The sequence below is a fragment of the Kineococcus sp. DHX-1 genome (assembly GCF_042473625.1).
Classification (GTDB): domain Bacteria; phylum Actinomycetota; class Actinomycetes; order Actinomycetales; family Kineococcaceae; genus Kineococcus.
This window is the reverse complement of the sequence record NZ_CP170445.1, coordinates 491,330-507,234: the sequence shown is the minus strand read 5'-3', so window position 1 is coordinate 507,234 and position 15,905 is coordinate 491,330. Positions and strand designations below refer to the sequence as shown.

The following is a 15,905-nucleotide window of genomic DNA, read 5'->3' as shown; positions in this document are numbered from 1 at the left end:
GCCGTGCCCCGCACGATCCCCTTCGCGCTCAGCCTCCGCCGCCGGCTCCGGACCGGCTGGCAGCGCTGGCAGGGCTCGTGGTGGCAGATCGTGCAGTGCGGTCTCGGCGCCGGCACCGCGTGGTTGCTGGCCCAGGCGTTGTGGGACCAGCAGTACCCCGTCTTCGCCTGCGTCGCCGTCGTCGTGTGCCTCGGGGTGCAGAACAACCAGCGACTGCGGCGGGTCGGGGAACTGGGCGTCGGGGTGACCATCGGGGTCATCTTCGGGACGCTCATCGTGCACCTCGTCGGCCGCGGGCCGGTGCAGATCACGGCGATCGTGGTGGCCGCGATGTTCATCGCCCGGTTCCTGGACTCGGGCATCCTGCTCGTCAACCAGGCGGCGCTGCAGGCGTGCTTCATCGTGGCCTACCCGCCGATGGCGGGGAGCACGGGCGGGGCCAGGTGGCTGGACGCGATGACGGGCGTGGTCGTCGCGCTGGGGGTGGCGGCCCTGCTGCCACCTGACCCTCGCCGCGACGTGCGGGGCAGGGCGCGGGCCTACGCCGGGCAGCTCGCCGACCTCCTGGAGGACGCGGCCGACGCCGTCCGCGAGCACGACGCGGCCAAGGCCGAGGAGGTGCTGTCCCGGGCGCGCAGCACGCAGACCGAGCTCGACGGCTGGTCGCAGTCGGTCAACGCCGGCCAGGAGGTGCACCGCTTGTCCCCCCTGCGGCGGCGGGGGCGCAGCGAGATCGTGCAGCAGAAGAAGCTGCAGGCCGGGATGGACCGCGCGACCCGCAACGTGCGGGTCGCCCTGCGCCGGGTGGCGACCGCGCTGAAGTACGACGAGCAGCTGCCGGACTCCCTCGCGGGGGCCTTCGAGCAGCTCGCGGCCGCCGTGCGCTCGACCGGTGAACCGGCCTACCCCGGGGAGAACCGGCCGCCGGCCGTCGCGGGGTTGCAGGAGCTCGCGGTCACGCTGGGCCCCCGCACGCTGGGCGCCGAGTCGCTGTCGGCGACGGTCGTCGTGGCGCAGCTGCGCTCGACGGTGGTCGACCTCCTGCAGGCCCAGGGCGTGGGCGCCGCCGAGGCGCACCGCCTGCTGCCGCACTGAGCGTCACCGTCGGGGATGATGGGGACCATGAACGCTCCCGCGCACGAGCCCCTCGCGATCGAGTCCGCGAACCCCGCCGAGGCCGGCGGTCCGGTCTGCGGGTACGCCCGCGCGATCGCCGTCCTCGTCCTGGCCCTCGCCGTCCTCGGCGCGATCCCCGGGATCACCTCGAACTACTCGCAGATGGGGTTCTACTCCTCCGAGGCGAACCTGTTCGGGCTGTTCCGCACGTCGGCCGTCGTCATCGCGGTGCAGGTGCTCTTCGGCCTGGCGATCCTCGCCTTCTCGGGGTCGCCGCGGCAGGCGCACAAGGTCGTCGTCTGGGTGGCGCTGGCCTACCTGGCCGCGGGCCTGGGCGGCGCCGGGCTGATGGTGAACGCCTCCCGCACCGACCTGCCCGTCAACGCGGCCAGCAACTGGCTGCACCTGGCCCTGTTCGTCGTGATCCTCGCGGGCGCGTGGCGGAGCCGGAAGAAGCACGTCGAGGAGCTGGGCGTCTTCTGAGCCGGCCTCGCCTGCAGGCCGTCGTCCTCGACCTCGACGGCACCCTCTTCGACCACCGCGGCGCCTCGCGCGCCGCGGTGGAGGACTGGGTCCGGGCGAGCGGCGTGGACCCCGGCCCGGGGCTGCAGGACGCCTGGCACGACGCCGAGGAGCGCCACCACCGCGCGTGGCGCGACGGCCTCGTCGACCACGACGAGCACCGCCGCCGCCGGCTGCGGGAGTTCCTGCCCCTGCTGGACCGTCCGGTCGGCGACGACGCCGTCCTGGACGCGCAGTTCCACGACGAGTACCTGGTGCGCTACCGCTCGCACTGGAGGGGTTTCGACGACGTCGAGGACGCGCTCGAGGCCGTCACCGCGGCCGGCCTGCGGGTCGCCCTCCTCACCAACGGCGTGCCGGAGCAGCAGCACGCCAAGCTCGAGGCCCTCGGGCTGACGGGCCGCGTCGGTCCCGTCCTGACGGCGGGTGAGCTGGGCCGGGCCAAACCCCGTCCGGAGGTGTTCCACGCCGCGTGCGCGGCCGTCGGCGCCGACCCCGCGCGCACGCTGCACGTCGGCGACGACCACCCCGTCGACGTCGTCGGCGCCCGCGCAGCGGGGTTGCGGGCCGTGCACCTGGACCGGCACGCGGAGGGGCCCACTGACGAACCGGAGCGGATGACGTCGTTGCGGGAGCTGGGCGCGTTCCTGGCCTGACCCCGGCGCGCTCGGCTCACGCGTGCCGCGGCAACCCCCGTCCGCGCAGCCGCGCGACGCCGACCGCCGCCAGCAGCGTCACCCCGGGAACCGCGGCCTGCAGCGGCGGGGCGAAGAGCAGCCCCAGGACCGCCGTGGACGACTCCGACGTCAGGACGTCCGACAGGAGCCACACCGTGAGCGCCACGAGCAGCACGTCCCCGACCACGACCGTGCCCGCTCCCCCGCGCCAGTGCCGGCGCACCGACAGGCCGCCGGCGACCGCGGCGGCGAAGGGTGCCACCGCCCACACCGTCCAGACGACGGTGAAGGTCACCATCGCGGCGCTCTCCGTCGCGACGTCCCAGCTGGTGAGGTGACCCGACACCGCCAGCGTCGTCGTCGCCCCGACGACGGGCAGACCCAGGAGCGCGAGCAGCAGCGGGTCGCGCCGGGCGCGGGGGCCGGGGGCGGTCGTGGGCACGACCCCACCGTGCCAGTCCCATCTCCTCCGCGCGGCCGAACCGGCACGACAGGACGACCGCAGGAGGACGGCAGAGGGAGGATGACGGGGTGCACCTGAGCGTCGACCGCGACAGCGTCGCCATGGGCGACGACGCCCTCCCCCACCGCCGCACCCTCGAGGTCGCCGACGACGTGAGCGTCGCCGAGCTCCTGCAGACCACCCGGCCGGACGTCTCGGCGCCCGACACGTGGACGTGGGTGTGCCACTGGAACGGGGTGCCGTTCGCGGTGTGGTCCTCCGGGCGCGGGGGACGCGTGTGGGACGAGCGGTACCGCACGGTGGCGGACCTGCCGACCCGCGACGGGACACCGGAACTGTTCCACGCCTACTGGACGCAGGTGGACTCCGACTGGCTGCTGGACCGGCTCCGGGCGGGCGAGCCGCTCGACCGCCGCGCCCTGGAACGGCAGTGGGCCCCGGTCGCGGCCGAACGCCGGGAACGGGAGCTGCGGGAGCGCGAACGGACGGCCGTCGAGCGACTGCTGGACGCCGAGACCGTCGACGCCCTGGCCGCGTTCGGGGCCGACGTCGACCTGCACACCGACACCGTCTGCCGGTTCCGGGTCGGCGACGGGACGTGGGTCGCGCGCCGGATCGACACCATGACCCTCGTCGACGACCCGCGGGGACGGCGCGGGAGCCTTCGTCCCGTCTCCGTGGCGCAGCTCTGGCTCGTCGCAGCCGTCGCCCGCGAGGTGGGGGGTTTCGAGGCGTTCACCGCACCGCTGGTCCCCTCCGACGTCCGGACCTCTCCCGGCCTGTGGTCGATCACCCGGACGGTCCAGGGACGGCAGGAACTGGCGCAGCAGCACCGGCCCGAGGACGTCGAGTGGTTCCGTGCGGTGCTGGGGCGGACGGTCGCCGAGGTGGTCGCGGCGTACCGGTCCCCGAGGCCGCGCCGGCGGTCGTGGCCCCGGTGGCGGCGGGGCGCTGTCCGCCGCGACCCGCCGCCCCTCAGCCCTTGACGGCCCCGTCGCTCAACCCGGCGACGAGGTACTTCTGGGCGACGAAGGCGATGACGACCACCGGCAGGGTCAGCAGGAGCGAGGCCGCGCCGGCCTGCTGCAGCATGGGCAGCGTCTGCCCCAGCTGCGTCGCGATGAACACCGGGACCGTCTTGGACGCGCTGTCCGTCAGCACCAGCGCCGTCAGGTACTCCTGGAAGGCGAAGAGGAACACGAAGATCCCCGCCGTCAGGATCCCCGGGCGCATCAACGGGATCATCACCCGCCACAGCATCCCGATCCGGGTGCAGCCGTCGATCATCGCCGCCTCGTCCAGTTCCCGGGGGATCTCGGCGAAGAAGTTGCGCAGGAGCCAGATGGTGAACGGCTGGTTGATCGCGACCAGGGCCACGGCCACAGCGAACGTCGTGTCGTAGATCCCCAGCGCCCGGCTGATGTCGTACATCGGCAGGACGACGGAGAAGCGGGGCAGGGCCCGGAAGACCAGGGCCAGGACGAGCAGGAACGCCGAGACGTACGTGGGGAACCGCGACAGCCCGTACGCGGCGGGAACCCCGATGACCAGCGCGATGACCGTCGAGACGGCCGCCACCGCGAGGGTGTTCACGAGGTAGTCGGCGAAGTAGGTCGTCTGCCACAGGTCGGTGAACGCCTTCAGCGTCGGCGTGTACCCCGAGAACACGGGCGGGTTGGAGAAGGCGACGTCCGTGGGTTTGGTGACCGACAACGTCATCCACAGGAACGGCGCGAGCATGACGACGCAGACGACGCCGAGCAGGACGCCGGTCACCACCGGGCGCTTGCGAGGGATGGAACGCCGGACCACGGGTGCGCCGACGACGCGTCCCCCGTCCAGCCCCGTGCTCGCGCTCACCGCGCCACCTTCGCTTCCCGGAAGATCCCGCGGATGAACGGGACGAGCATGACGAGGATCAGGCCGATGGTCAGCACGTTGACGGCGCTGCCCAGCCCGAGGTCCTGCGCGCCGTTGGCGAAGGCCACGGAGTAGACGTACATCATGATCGACTCGTTGCCGATGGCCGCCGCCTGCGGCGACAGGGGGATGAGGCTGTCGAACGTCCGCAGCACGTCCATGATCGAGATGAGGGTCACGAAACCCAGCACGCCCCGGATGGTCGGGATGATGACGTGCACGTGGGTCTGCAGGGACGAGGCGCCGTCGAGGGTCGCGGCTTCCCGCAGTTCCGTGGGCACCGACTGCAGCGCCGCCAGGACGATGAGCATCGCGAACGGCAGCATGTGCCACACGGTGTTCGAGGTGACGAGCAGGGCGTTGGGCACCTGGTCGGTGAACCACAGGACGGGCGACCCGCCGAGGGCCTCGACGAACCGGTTGACGAGCCCGCCGAAGTTGTCGTCGAAGAGCCAGGAGTACGCCACGGCCCCGACGAGGTTCGGCAGGACGTAGGACACCAGCATGATCCCCAGGACGATCGGTCGGGACGTCGTCAGCCTGTTCACGCCGATCGCGGTGAGGTACCCGAACACGAGCAGGAGAACGGTGGCGAGCACCGTGATCGCGACGGTGAACAGCACCGCGCGGCCGAACCGGGGGTCGGTCAGGGCCGTGGCGAAGTTCGCCAGCCCCACGAACGTCCCCGGGGTGCCGTACCGCACGCTCTCCAGGCTCCACTGCACGGTCCGCACCAGCGGCACCACCAGCAGGCCGACCATGACGACCAGGCTGGGCGTGAAGAGCGACCAGAACTCACGGGGTTTCACGAGCGACCTCCCCGCCGGCGGGTGCGCCGGCCGGGGGTCCTGCGCCCGCTCAGCCGGCCACGCCCTGGGCCGCGGTCTGCATCTGCGCCGCACCGGCGTCGACGGAGACCTGGCCGTTCAGCACCTGCGCGAGGATCGGCGTGATCGCGTTGCTCACGTCCGCCAGGACCGGGGAGACGACCGGCGGCATGGTGGAGGCGATGGACTCGTTGGCCGCCGCGCCGTAGGGGGAGTTCTCGTTGGTGACGAGACCCTCGCGCGCCGGGTAGGCCGCCGGGACCGACGCCTTGGAGGCGTCCTCGCTCACCGAGGAGGCCATCATCGAGAACAGCACGTCGTGGTCGAGCTCGGTGTTCGCCGGGATCGACCAGCCGTCGATGGACAGGCGGCTGTAGCTGTAGGGCGCGTCCGCGGTCACCTTCGGGGCGCCGGCGAACGCGAAGTCCTCGGAGAACCTGCTGTTCTCGGCCAGGGTCAGGTCGTTCATCCGGCCCGAGAACATGACGGCCATGGCCGCGGTGCCGTTGAACAGCTGCTGCTGGACCTTCGGCTGGTCGAAGGTCGTCACCTGCGGGTCGGTGTAGGGCTTCAGGCTCAGCATCGCCTGCATCGCCTGCCGGGCCTGGGGCGTGTCGAGCGTGACCTTGCCGTCGGCGTCGACGAAGTCGGCGCCGAGGGAGTTCATCGTCGCCTCCAGGCTCGTCGTCACGTCGGCCGTGGCCAGCTAGGGCAAGGCGATCGGGTACTGCATCTGGCCGCTGGCCTGGATGGCCTGCGCCGCGGCGACCATGTCGTCGAACGTCTTCGGCGCCTGCAGGCCGAGCTGCTCGAAGACGTCGGAACGGTAGGCCAGGACGAACATCTGCGCCTGCATCGGCACGGCGTAGAGCTTGCCGTCGTAGGACATCCCCTGGCGCATGGACTCGCTGAGGCCGTCCAGGTCGTACTTCTCGGAGTACTTCGCGTAGAGGTCGTCCAGCGGGACGAGCTTCTCGTCCTCGGCCAGGGACGGGATGACGAAACCGTAGGTCTCGAGGATGTCGTAGGTCCCGGTGTCACCGGCGAGCGTGGCGGTGGTCTTGGTGACCTGGCCGCCGAAGTCGATGGGGTCGTGCTTGACCGTGACGGGGTCCTTCGTGCAGCTGGAGACCATGGTGTCGGTGAAGGGGTCGATGGCCGAGGAGTTGTACGCCAGGACGTTCACCGTGGTGTCGGACTTCGGCGCCTCGTAGTCGCAGGCGACGGAGGTGGCGTTGTCGTTGCCGACACGGCTGCCTGCACCGCAGCCGGTCACGACGAGGGCGCCGCTGAGGGCTGTGGCGAGGAGGGTCAGAACCCTGTGGCGCGAGGACATGCCCCGACCTTATCCGCGGATGCGCACAGCGCTCCCCCAAGTCCTGGAGGGTTCGCTCACAGGGCCGGGGGCCGGTCAGAGGGGCAGGTCGTAGTAGTCCTCCGTCTGCACCCTGCGGAAACCCACCGACGTGTAGAGCCCGAGCGCCCGGTCGTTGTCGACGGCGACCTCGAGGCGCACGGACGTGGCGCCCTCGTCGAAGAACGCGCGGCTCACCCGGCGCAGCACGTCGCGGCCGATGCCGCGGCCCTGGAACTCCGGCGCGACGGCGAAACCGTAGACGCCGCCGGAACTCCCGTCGCGCGGTCGCCGCAGGGTTCCGACGACGACCCCGTCGTGCTCCACGACGAGCGTCGCGCCCCCGGCGAAACCCGCCTCCAGGTGGGTCGGGGCCTGACCGAAGGCGGCGGTCAGCAACTCCGCCAGCACCTCGAGGTCGGCGGTCGTCGCGGCGCGCAGGGTGGTGCGCGGGTCCTCGGCGGCGGGCGGGGGCGGTGCGTCCAGGCGCAGCGCGTGCTCGGAGTGCTCGAGCGGCGCACCGAGGCGTCGTGCGAGGTGGTGTCCCGCCTCCGACGGGCGCGGCACGATGAGCAGGGCCTGGGAGAAACCCCGGTCCCGGCAGACCTGGACGGCCGCCTCGAGCAGCGCCGTGCCGATGCCCCGGCCGCGCGCGTCGGGGTCGACCATGCCGACGAGCTCGACGGTGCGTCCGTCCCAGGAGTCGAAGCCGACGTACCCGTCGGCGCGCCCGTCGGGGGCGGTCCAGAGGAGATCCGTCGTCGGGCCCTCGCCGGGGTCGGAGGCGCGGGCACGCAGGTCCTCCCACTCGATCTTGAGCCGGCCGCCGTCGTGCGCGACGACGCGCCGCTCGAGGTCGGCGACGGCACTCAGGTCGTCGGGGGTCAGGTGGGTCCGGGGGTGCAGCACGCCGCCAGTCGACCGTGGCGGGGGCGACCGGTCAAACGGCTTTCCCGCCCGCCGGCACGGGTGCACACGTCCACAGGGTGGCGAAGTGGTTGGCCCGGGCGGGGGTCGGTTCCCTACCATCGACGGCGATGGAGAGCGAACCCACCGTCCTGTCCCGCCGGGGCGAGACGATCACCCTGGACGCCGAGCACGTCGGCGACGTGCACCGGCACAGCGCGTTCAGCCTGTGGGACGACGTCGAGACCCCCGACGACCCGGACCCGCGCACCCAGGTGCGGGCGGTCGGCGAACCGGTGCCCCTGCGGCGCGCCGACCTCGACGACGTCACCCGCGCCGAGACCGAGGCGCTCACGACGCTGGCGGGTGCCGTCGACCACGCGTGCCTGGAACGGTTGCTGCCGCAGGTCGACGTCGAGGACGTCGCCCCGGACGCGCTGGCCGGCTGGCTCGTCGAGGCCACGCAGTCCGTGAGCGAGGCCTCGGCGTCGGTGGACAGCCCGTCCGCGTACCTCGACGCCGAGCTGCGCCGCCACGCGGGACTGCGCCTCATCGGCGGCCGCCGCCGGACGGTCGACGCGGGGTGGTGCGAGGCGGACGTGCAGTTCACCTCCCGCCGGCAGCGGCCCTGGTACGCGGTGGTCGCGGACGAGCAGCTCACGGGCCTGCGCGGGTACCTGCAGGTCAGCCTGACGTCCGTCGACTTCGGGGCCGAGGAGTTCCTCACGGCGAGCGCCGTCTTCGGCTACTCCCCGCGGATCAGCCTGCACCCCGGCCACGTGCGGATCGCGCGCATCGGCGCCTGAGGGCTGCTCAGGACGTCGGGACGCGCGGGCCGGGCGGGACGCGCGGGCCGGGCGGTGCGTCCGGCCCCAGGTCGGCGAGCAGGTCGCCGTCGCGCGCGTAGCGCTCCCCGACCTCCTCCAACGTCAGCTGCCGCAACGTGTCCGCGTCGGCGAGTTCGTCCCACGTGCGGGGGGCCGCGGCGCAGGGGCGCTCCCGCCCGCGCGGGGAGTACGGGGCCACGGTCGTCTTGGCGGAGTTGTTCTGGCTCCAGTCCAGCAGCACCTTGCCCCCGCGCAGGACCTTCGTCATCCGGCTCACGACGAGGTCGGGACGGTCCTTCTCCAGCCCCTGGGCGAGGCGGTGGGCGTAGGAGCGCAGCACGTCGGCGTCCTGCTCGCCGCTGACGGGTGCGTAGAGCTGCATGCCCTTCGACCCGGACGTCACGGGGAGGCACTCCAGCCCGTCGGCGGCGAGCCGTTCGCGGACCGCGAGCGCCACCTCGGCGCACTCGGCGAGACCCGCGCCCTCCCCCGGGTCGAGGTCGACGACCAGGCGGTCGGGGTGGCGGACGCCGCCGCGCGGCCCCACGCGCCACTGCGGAACGTGCAGTTCCAGCGCGGCGAGGTTCACCAGCCAGACGAGCCCTGCGAGGTCCTCGACGAGCGGGTAGAGGATCTTCTCGCGGTTCTTCGTGCTGCCGGGGGCGTCGAGCTCGACGGTGCGCACCCAGTCCGGCATGCCGCGCGGGACGTTCTTCTCGAAGAAGGACGACGAGGCGACGCCGTCGGGCCAGCGCTTGCGGGTCAGCGGACGCTGGTGGAGCTGGGTGAGCAGGGCGGGCGCGACGGTCGTGACGTAGGTCAGGACCTCGGCCTTGGTGGTCCCCGTGGAGGGGTAGAGCACCTTCTCCAGGCGCCGCAGCCGCAGCCGCCGTCCGTCCACCTCGACGACGGTGTCCTCGCCCTCGCTCTTCCCGGCGCTCCTGGTGGCCATCGGCTACTCCTCGCGGACGTCGGACGGGTCGAGGTCGCCGCGCAGTCCGCGCAGCGTGGGCTGGCGCAGGCGCCCACCGGTCGTGCGGCCGAGGTGGCGGACCTCGACGACGGCGACGGGTGCGGTGAAGGTGGCGCCCTTGGCGTCGACGCGCGGCACGTCCACGACGGGCTCGGCCACCTCGTGACCCGTCAGCCGGGCTCGCAGCTCCTCCTCCAGCGCAGTGCTGAGACCGCTCCCGGCCCGCCCGACGAACCGGAGCCGGCCGTCTGCCGCGGGGACCGCGAGCAGCAGTGCCCCCATCCGCTGCGAGGACCCCTCGGTGGGGCGCCAGCCGACGACGAGGCAGGCCTGGTGACGCCGGTGGGCGTGCTTGACCCAGTCGGGGCTGCGGCGTCCCGGTTGGTAGACGGACGTCCGGCGCTTGGCGACGACCCCTTCGAGGCCCTGCTCCAGCGTCGCGGCCAGCAACGACCGCGCGTCGGGGTAGACGGGTGAGACCTGCCACGCGCTGCCCGAGGGCGGCAGCCGGTCGAGGGACTCGCGGCGTTCCTGCCACGGCCGGTCCAGCAGACCGACGCCGTACAGGCGCAGGACGTCGAAGGCCATGAGCGTGACGGGGGTGCGACGCGCGGCGAGGGCGGCCGAGCGGGCGTCCTGGACGTGCATCCGCTCGGCCAGCGCCGCGAAGGACGGCAGGCCGTCCTGCAGGGCGACGACCTCGCCGTCGAGGAGGACGTCGGCGTGGGCGTCGGCGAGGTCGACGAGGTCGGGGAACGTGACCGTGACGTCCCGCCCGGTGCGCGAGCGCAGTGAGACCCGGCCTTCGTGGACGTCGGCGAGGACGCGCATGCCGTCCCACTTCACCTCGTACGCCCAGCGGTCGCCGTCCGTGGGCACCTCGGCGGCCGGCGCGGCGGTCGCCAGCATCGGGAGCACGGTTCCCACTCTGCTGGGACCGGAGCCACCGGGCCAGTGGGGGCCCGGCGGTTCCCACCGCACCTGACGTTGGTTAGGCTGCCCTCACATCTATCGAGGGGTTGTGGGGATGAGCGCGCAGACGGACGACCGGACGGACCAGCGCACGGACGAGCGCACGGACGAGGTGCGGGTCGCGCGCCGGGAGGCGGCACGGGCTTCGTACACCTTGTTCCGGGTCCGCGTGGCCGCCGTGGAACGCCTGGGCACCAGCTTCGTCCGCCTGACGATGACGTCCCCGGACCTCGCCCGCTTCGGGGCGGCGGGGTACGACCAGCGCTTCAAGGTCCTGCTGTTCCCCCGCCCGTTCGAGGACTACGGGGTGCCGGAGGGCGACTGGTACACGTGGTGGCGCGAACTGCCGGACGAGGTCCGGCCCGTCATGAGGACGTACACGGTGCGGGCGTTCCGGCCGGCGACGGCCGCCGCTGACGCGGAGATCGACGTCGACTTCGTCCTGCACGGGATCGACGACGGCGCGGGGCACGCAGGACCGGCGTCCCGCTGGGCCGCCGGCGCCGCCGTCGGTGACGAGGTGGTCCTCGTCGGGCCGGACGCACCGGGCACCGGTCGCATGTGGGGTGTGGAGTGGGCTCCGCCCACCGAGGCCCGCACGCTGCTGCTGGCCGGCGACGAGACGGCGGTGCCGGCCGTGTCCGCGGTGCTGGAGCAGTTGCCCGCCGGCATCACGGTGACCGCCCTGCTCGAGGTTCCGGACGCGGGCGACATCCTGCACCTGCGCTCGGACGCCGACCTGACGGTGGAGTGGCTGCCGCGCAACGGCGACCACGCCGCGGGCGACCTCCTGCAGCGCCGGGTCCACGACGTCGCCTCGGCCCTGGTGGACCAGGTGCGGGCGGAGGACCTGACCGGCCAGGGCACCGACCAGGACGGCGAGGACGAGGACGGGATCCTCTGGGACGTCCCCGAGAACGCCGAGGCCGCGGGCCCGGAGTGCCTCTACGCGTGGTTGGCCGGGGAGTCGGGCGTCGTCAAGGCGCTGCGGCGCCACCTCGTGCGCGAGGTCGGCGTCCCCCGGTCCTCGGTGGCCTTCATGGGGTACTGGCGTGCCGGGCGTGCCGAGGGTGAGTGAGGATCGGACCGTGCGGAACCCCTTCAAGCGCGGCACCGAGCGTCCTGCCGGTGGCCGTCGCCAGCGACGCGGTGTGGTGCAGCGCGTCGAACGGCTGACCCCGGAAATGGTGCGCGTCGTCCTCGGCGGCGAGGACCTCGCGGACTTCGGCGTCGAGCAGGCCGACTCGTACGTGAAGCTGGTGTTCCCCCTCCCCGGCGTGAGCTACCCCGAACCCTTCGACGTCGCCGCGGTGCGTGCGGAACGTCCCCGGGCGGAATGGCCCGCGCAGCGCACCTACACCGTGCGCGCGGTGGCCGACGGGGAGGTGACGATCGACTTCGTCGTCCACGGCGACGAAGGGATCGCCGGCCCCTGGGCCGCCGCCGCCCGGCCGGGTGACGAGGTCTGGATGCTCGGGCCCGGGGGCGCCTACACACCGTCCGCCGACGCCCCGTGGCACCTGCTCGTCGGCGACGCGAGCGCGCTGCCCGCGATCTCGGCGTCCCTGGAGCACGTGCCCGCCGGGGCGACCGCGGTCGCCGTCGTCGAGGTGCACTCCCCCGCCGAGGAACTGCCCCTGACCTGCCCGGGCGACCTGCGGCTGCACTGGGTCCACCGGTCGGCCCCGGACCCCGAGGCGATCGTGCAGTTCCTGAGCTCCCTGGACCTGCCCGTGGGAGCCCCGCACGCCTTCGTCCACGGGGAGGCGGACACCGTGCGCGCCGTGCGCCGGTGGGCGCGCACCGACCTGGGCGTCACCCGGGAACTGCTGTCGGCGTCGGGGTACTGGCGACGCGGCCGCACCGAGGACGGGTGGCGCGAGGAGAAGCGCGACTGGGTCGCGGCCACCGAGACGGACGACGCGAGCGCCGGCGTCTGAGGTCCTCGACGGTCAGGTGAGGGCATAGCCGAGCACCGCCACGGTGCCCTCCGCGGGCCGGACGACCGTCTCCACGGCGGAGTCCCCTGCGGCCACCGTGAGGTCGCGGACGTCCACCACCCCGTCGGGGGCGCAGTCGAGAACCGACGACGCCTCCGCATCCACGGCCGTCGACGCCGGGCTCGACGCCGTCGTGGTGCCGGCCGCCGGCCGGGTCAGGACGGTCAGGGAACCGGTCCCGACGCACGCGACGTGGACCTGGTGCGCGCCGGCCCGGAGGAGGCCCGCAGCGGTGACGGACGTGAAACCCTGCACCTGCCACCCGTCCGGGGTGTCGGTGCCGGTCGCCTGCTGCGTCCGGCTCACGCCGACCGCGTCGTCGGGGACCTGGAACAGCTGCCCGAGCACCTCGCCGTCGTGGGCCAGCTCCGCCCGGTGGTCGCTCACCGGTGCGGGGCTCACCTGAGCGCTGCGCTCATCGTCCGGGGCGGCCCCGGCCGAGCAGCCGGCCACCAGGACGAGCACGACGGCACCGAGGACGGCCTCACGTCTGATCACGGTCGAACCATGGCAGGCGGAGGCGCTGCTGTCCGGGCGTTCTCGAACTCCTCAGGAACGCCGTCGCCGCGGCGCCCCTCGGACGAGGGTCAGTCCTGGGCTCGTTCCCAGATCAGCGCGCAGACCACCCACCAGCCCACCTGGACGACCCCCGTCCACAGCAGGACGACACCGGCCACGACCATCAGCGCCACGTCGCCGGTGGTCACGCCCGACACCAGCAGGAGCAGACCCGCCACCAGGCTGACCACCGCAGCGGACCGCATGGCGCGCAGGTGGGGGTTGGCCCCGGCGTCGTCGCCGGCGAGCGCGCGCAGCCGGGTGGACAGGGCCCGCGGGGCGTGGGAGGTCACTCGGTCATCATGGCCCCGCCACCACCGTCGCCGCAGCGCAACGCCTCTACCCTGCTTCCCGTGCGGACAGCGACGGCGCGGCTCTGGTGGCTGCACGGGTCCCCCTGCGCGGGGAAGTCGGTGACGGCGTGGGAACTCCACGCGAACCTCCTCGCCGGACAGCCCCGCGCGTACTTCGACGTCGACCAGGTCGGCATGTGCTACCCCGAGCGCGAGGACGACCCGGACCGGTACGCCCTCAAGGCCCGCAGTGCTCGCACGCTCGCCCGGCGCCTGGTGGCGGCCGGTGCGAGGACGGTCGTCGTCTCCGGCGTGCTGGACGACGCGACGGTGCGGGCTCTGCGCGCCGAGGCGTCGCACGGCATCGACGTCGCGTTCTGCCGGGTGCGGGTCAACCGCGACGAACTGGCCCGCCGGCTGCACGCCCGGTACGGCCCCGACCTCGCGGAACGCGCTCTCGACGAGGCGGAGGAGGCTGACCGGCTCGACGAGGGGCACCTGACGGTCGACAGCGGTTCGGGCCCTCCCCGGGAGGTCGCCGCGCGCGCCCTGGAGCTCCTGGCGGGAGCGAGGCCCGGTCCGCCGACGGGAGAGGACGATCCACTCCCCGCAGGGGCACCGGCACCGTCGTCCGACGGTGCCGTCGCGGTCCTCCTCTGCGGCCCGGCCGGTGTCGGGAAGTCCACCGCGGGTTTCACCCTGGTCAGCACGTTGCTGGACAGCGGGCGTCCCAGCAGCTTCCTCGACCTGCAGCAGCTGGGATTCGTGGCGGACGTGCTCAGACCGGCCGACGATCCCGGTGGCCACGGGCTCACCGCCGCGTGCGTCGCCGAGGTGTGGCGGGAACACCGCTCCAGTGGAGCGCGCGTCCTCGTCCTGAACGGGCACGTGGAGACGCGGGAGGACGTCGAGCACTACCGGGCCGCGCTGGGCGACGTACCGCTGCTCGTGGTCCGACTGCGGGCCGGGCGGAGTTCCCTCGAGGAACGACTGCGGGAACGGACCCTCGGCCTCGGACCCGCCCTGGCCGGCGACGACCTCGTCGGCGCGGACGCCGACCAGGTGCAGCGAGCCCTGGACCGAGCGCTCACCGAGCAGCGGCGTCTGGAGGACGAGGATCCTGCTGACGTCGTCGTGGACACCGACGGTGTCGCCGCCCACGCCGTCGCAGAGGAGATCGCGGCCTTGCTGGGCGGGCGGCCCGCCGAGAACTGCTGACGCGACGCGTCAGCCGTTGCCCGCCCCGGCGATCGACCACGGTTCCCGATCGCTGCGCCGAGCCAGCAGGTATCCCCAGCTGGTGGGTTCGCCAGGCGGAAACCCCTGGTCGGGATCGGTCACCGTGAACGTCGTCTGCACCGAGACGACCTGCTCGAACTGCTTCAGCTCCTCCGGACTCCACGTCGTGTCGTAGGGCACGACGTCCGGCGAGACGTCCACGTCCTGCAGACCGGGGTCCTCCCCGTTCTGCCAAGGGTCTTCCGCGGCGAAACCCGGGGTGGACAACTCGGCAGCACTCGCACCGTCCTCGCGCTGGACAGCGTCGAGGTAGGCGCGCACCACGTCCGCCGGCGCCTGCGACGCCGTGTGCTGCGCCCGCACCTCGGGCTGGGCAGTCGCGCTGGTCCCGCAGGCAGCCAACACGGCAACCGGCAGCGTCGAGACGACGACGGCAGCGGCCCGCCAGCCGGTGACCCCACGCCGCTGCTCTCGCACCGTTCCGGTCTAGCAGCCCGCGTGGTAGAGGAGCGTCGTTCCAACGACGTCCGCACGAAACGTCCCCACGTTCCGGACGGAGCAGACGCTCTGGTGGTCCTTCGGTCCGTCGAGCGCTCCCGGCCGCTGGCGGAGCCGCCCTCGAACCGATCTGCGCGTCGCCGACCGAGCGCATGCTCCGCACCGAGCACTGGCCCCGCCCGAGGAGCGACTCCCGCGGCAGTTCCGGCTGGCCGTTCGCTCGACCGGCGGGGGTACTCCGACTCAGTCCCCGAGGAGGACGTCGGCTGCCAGCTCGGTCAGGATCGCGTCGCGCTCCTGGTCGCTGGCCTCCCTCGTCGCCGACGGCGCCCAGCGCAGCTCCTCCACGAAGAGCAAATCGTCCAGTCCCGCTAGTGCGTGGAACTGGCCTTCCTGCTGGAGGGCGAGCAGTCGCGACGTCAGGTGCTCGGCTGAGACCTCCCCCGCGACCACCGGGCCAGCTCGACCGGCAACCACTCCACCCCGGCGAGTTCGCCTCCCGGCGACGCCCCGTCGACGGCGGGACCGGGCAACTCCTCGAGCACCCGCCACCACAGGTCGTCCAAACCCCAGGCGTCGGACCGGACGTGACCGGCGAGTTCCCTCAACGAGGGGGGCGTCCAGCCCCGCCACCAACCAGTGCGCTGCCAGATCGGGCAGACCACTCGTCACCACGCACCCCAGTTCACGCCCCACGCGGGCCTGCCGAACCGTCGGAAGCACCCCGGAGCCGTCCGCCGCCACCCGACGCTGTGTCTCG

At 73.3% G+C, this 15,905-nt stretch carries 18 protein-coding genes and 1 pseudogene; 8 read left to right on the top strand and 11 right to left on the bottom strand.

Annotated elements, in window-relative coordinates; all coding sequences use genetic code 11:
- The first annotated feature begins 3 nt into the window (after positions 1 to 3).
- From ACFEMC_RS02440 to ACFEMC_RS02430, 3 genes are read left to right on the top strand one after another with little or no spacing between them, the layout of a single operon-like run.
- Complete coding sequence (locus ACFEMC_RS02440) at positions 4 to 1,095, top strand: aromatic acid exporter family protein (RefSeq protein ID WP_380173266.1); 1,092 nt, start codon at positions 4 to 6, stop codon at positions 1,093 to 1,095.
- A gap of 27 nt (positions 1,096 to 1,122) precedes the next feature.
- On the top strand, positions 1,123 to 1,599 hold the full coding sequence (locus ACFEMC_RS02435; RefSeq protein WP_380173264.1) for a DUF4383 domain-containing protein: 477 nt from the start codon (positions 1,123 to 1,125) through the stop codon (positions 1,597 to 1,599).
- Complete coding sequence (locus ACFEMC_RS02430; protein ID WP_380173262.1) at positions 1,554 to 2,294, top strand: HAD family hydrolase; 741 nt, start codon at positions 1,554 to 1,556, stop codon at positions 2,292 to 2,294. Before ACFEMC_RS02435 ends, ACFEMC_RS02430 begins: the two co-directional genes overlap by 46 nt.
- Positions 2,295 to 2,310: 16 nt before the next feature.
- Here ACFEMC_RS02430 and ACFEMC_RS02425 read toward each other — a convergent pair whose 3' ends face one another.
- Positions 2,311 to 2,757, bottom strand: a complete 447-nt coding sequence (locus ACFEMC_RS02425; RefSeq protein WP_380173260.1) for a hypothetical protein — start codon at positions 2,755 to 2,757, stop codon at positions 2,311 to 2,313.
- A gap of 89 nt (positions 2,758 to 2,846) precedes the next feature.
- Between ACFEMC_RS02425 and ACFEMC_RS02420 the strand changes: the two genes are divergently transcribed.
- A complete protein-coding gene (locus tag ACFEMC_RS02420; RefSeq protein ID WP_380173258.1) occupies positions 2,847 to 3,764 on the top strand; it encodes a hypothetical protein in 918 nt (305 codons plus the stop codon).
- On the opposite strand, the gene ACFEMC_RS02415 is transcribed toward ACFEMC_RS02420, so the two are convergent.
- From ACFEMC_RS02415 to ACFEMC_RS02400, 4 genes and pseudogenes are all read right to left on the bottom strand, one after another.
- Positions 3,754 to 4,638 (bottom strand): carbohydrate ABC transporter permease, encoded by an 885-nt coding sequence (locus tag ACFEMC_RS02415; protein WP_380173256.1) that lies wholly within the window; start codon positions 4,636 to 4,638, stop codon positions 3,754 to 3,756. The two genes, ACFEMC_RS02420 and ACFEMC_RS02415, sit on opposite strands and share 11 nt — an antisense overlap.
- Positions 4,635 to 5,507, bottom strand: a complete 873-nt coding sequence (locus ACFEMC_RS02410; RefSeq protein ID WP_380173254.1) for a carbohydrate ABC transporter permease — start codon at positions 5,505 to 5,507, stop codon at positions 4,635 to 4,637. Before ACFEMC_RS02410 ends, ACFEMC_RS02415 begins: the two co-directional genes overlap by 4 nt.
- A 49-nt stretch (positions 5,508 to 5,556) precedes the next feature.
- Positions 5,557 to 6,660 (bottom strand): annotated as a pseudogene (locus ACFEMC_RS02405) (ABC transporter substrate-binding protein).
- Positions 6,661 to 6,936: 276 nt separating this feature from the next.
- Complete coding sequence (locus tag ACFEMC_RS02400) at positions 6,937 to 7,788, bottom strand: GNAT family N-acetyltransferase (RefSeq protein WP_380173252.1); 852 nt, start codon at positions 7,786 to 7,788, stop codon at positions 6,937 to 6,939.
- Between the two features lie 128 nt (positions 7,789 to 7,916).
- Between ACFEMC_RS02400 and ACFEMC_RS02395 the strand changes: the two genes are divergently transcribed.
- Positions 7,917 to 8,591 (top strand): hypothetical protein, encoded by a 675-nt coding sequence (locus ACFEMC_RS02395; protein ID WP_380173248.1) that lies wholly within the window; start codon positions 7,917 to 7,919, stop codon positions 8,589 to 8,591.
- 7 nt (positions 8,592 to 8,598) lie between these two features.
- On the opposite strand, the gene ligD (ACFEMC_RS02390) is transcribed toward ACFEMC_RS02395, so the two are convergent.
- The gene (ligD, locus tag ACFEMC_RS02390) at positions 8,599 to 9,564 is read right to left on the bottom strand and encodes a non-homologous end-joining DNA ligase (protein ID WP_380173246.1); all 966 of its coding nucleotides are present in this window, start codon (positions 9,562 to 9,564) and stop codon (positions 8,599 to 8,601) included.
- Between the two features lie 3 nt (positions 9,565 to 9,567).
- Positions 9,568 to 10,494 carry a non-homologous end-joining DNA ligase gene (gene ligD / locus ACFEMC_RS02385; RefSeq protein WP_380176552.1) on the bottom strand — a complete coding sequence of 309 codons (927 nt, stop codon included), beginning with the start codon at positions 10,492 to 10,494 and terminating at the stop codon, positions 9,568 to 9,570.
- 118 nt (positions 10,495 to 10,612) lie between these two features.
- On the opposite strand from ligD (ACFEMC_RS02385), the gene ACFEMC_RS02380 reads away from it, so the two are divergent.
- Complete coding sequence (locus tag ACFEMC_RS02380; protein ID WP_380173244.1) at positions 10,613 to 11,635, top strand: siderophore-interacting protein; 1,023 nt, start codon at positions 10,613 to 10,615, stop codon at positions 11,633 to 11,635.
- 10 nt (positions 11,636 to 11,645) lie between these two features.
- A complete protein-coding gene (locus ACFEMC_RS02375) occupies positions 11,646 to 12,497 on the top strand; it encodes a siderophore-interacting protein (protein WP_380173242.1) in 852 nt (283 codons plus the stop codon).
- A gap of 12 nt (positions 12,498 to 12,509) precedes the next feature.
- Here the strand turns inward: ACFEMC_RS02375 and ACFEMC_RS02370 are convergent, their stop codons facing one another.
- Positions 12,510 to 13,055, bottom strand: coding sequence for a hypothetical protein (locus ACFEMC_RS02370; RefSeq protein ID WP_380173240.1), 546 nt, complete (start codon positions 13,053 to 13,055; stop codon positions 12,510 to 12,512).
- 89 nt (positions 13,056 to 13,144) lie between these two features.
- Positions 13,145 to 13,408, bottom strand: a complete 264-nt coding sequence (locus tag ACFEMC_RS02365; protein ID WP_380173238.1) for a hypothetical protein — start codon at positions 13,406 to 13,408, stop codon at positions 13,145 to 13,147.
- A gap of 60 nt (positions 13,409 to 13,468) precedes the next feature.
- Here ACFEMC_RS02365 and ACFEMC_RS02360 point away from each other — a divergent pair, with 60 nt between their 5' ends.
- Positions 13,469 to 14,626, top strand: a complete 1,158-nt coding sequence (locus tag ACFEMC_RS02360) for an AAA family ATPase (RefSeq protein ID WP_380173236.1) — start codon at positions 13,469 to 13,471, stop codon at positions 14,624 to 14,626.
- A gap of 9 nt (positions 14,627 to 14,635) precedes the next feature.
- On the opposite strand, the gene ACFEMC_RS02355 is transcribed toward ACFEMC_RS02360, so the two are convergent.
- Both ACFEMC_RS02355 and ACFEMC_RS02350 read right to left on the bottom strand, forming a co-directional pair.
- Positions 14,636 to 15,124: a hypothetical protein gene (locus ACFEMC_RS02355; RefSeq protein WP_380173234.1), complete on the bottom strand. Its 489-nt coding sequence runs from the start codon at positions 15,122 to 15,124 to the stop codon at positions 14,636 to 14,638.
- 264 nt (positions 15,125 to 15,388) lie between these two features.
- Positions 15,389 to 15,598 carry a hypothetical protein gene (locus ACFEMC_RS02350; protein ID WP_380173232.1) on the bottom strand — a complete coding sequence of 70 codons (210 nt, stop codon included), beginning with the start codon at positions 15,596 to 15,598 and terminating at the stop codon, positions 15,389 to 15,391.
- Positions 15,599 to 15,905 lie beyond the last annotated feature (307 nt).

Excerpts from the sequence above, each read along its gene's own strand:
- ACFEMC_RS02435 (WP_380173264.1), top strand. The coding sequence starts at position 1,123 with ATGAACGCTCCCGCGCACGAGCCCCTCGCGATCGAGTCCGCGAACCCC.
- ACFEMC_RS02395 (WP_380173248.1), top strand. The coding sequence starts at position 7,917 with ATGGAGAGCGAACCCACCGTCCTGTCCCGCCGGGGCGAGACGATCACC.
- ligD (WP_380173246.1), bottom strand. The coding sequence starts at position 9,564 with ATGGCCACCAGGAGCGCCGGGAAGAGCGAGGGCGAGGACACCGTCGTC.
- ligD (WP_380176552.1), bottom strand. The coding sequence starts at position 10,494 with ATGCTGGCGACCGCCGCGCCGGCCGCCGAGGTGCCCACGGACGGCGAC.
- ACFEMC_RS02380 (WP_380173244.1), top strand. The coding sequence starts at position 10,613 with ATGAGCGCGCAGACGGACGACCGGACGGACCAGCGCACGGACGAGCGC.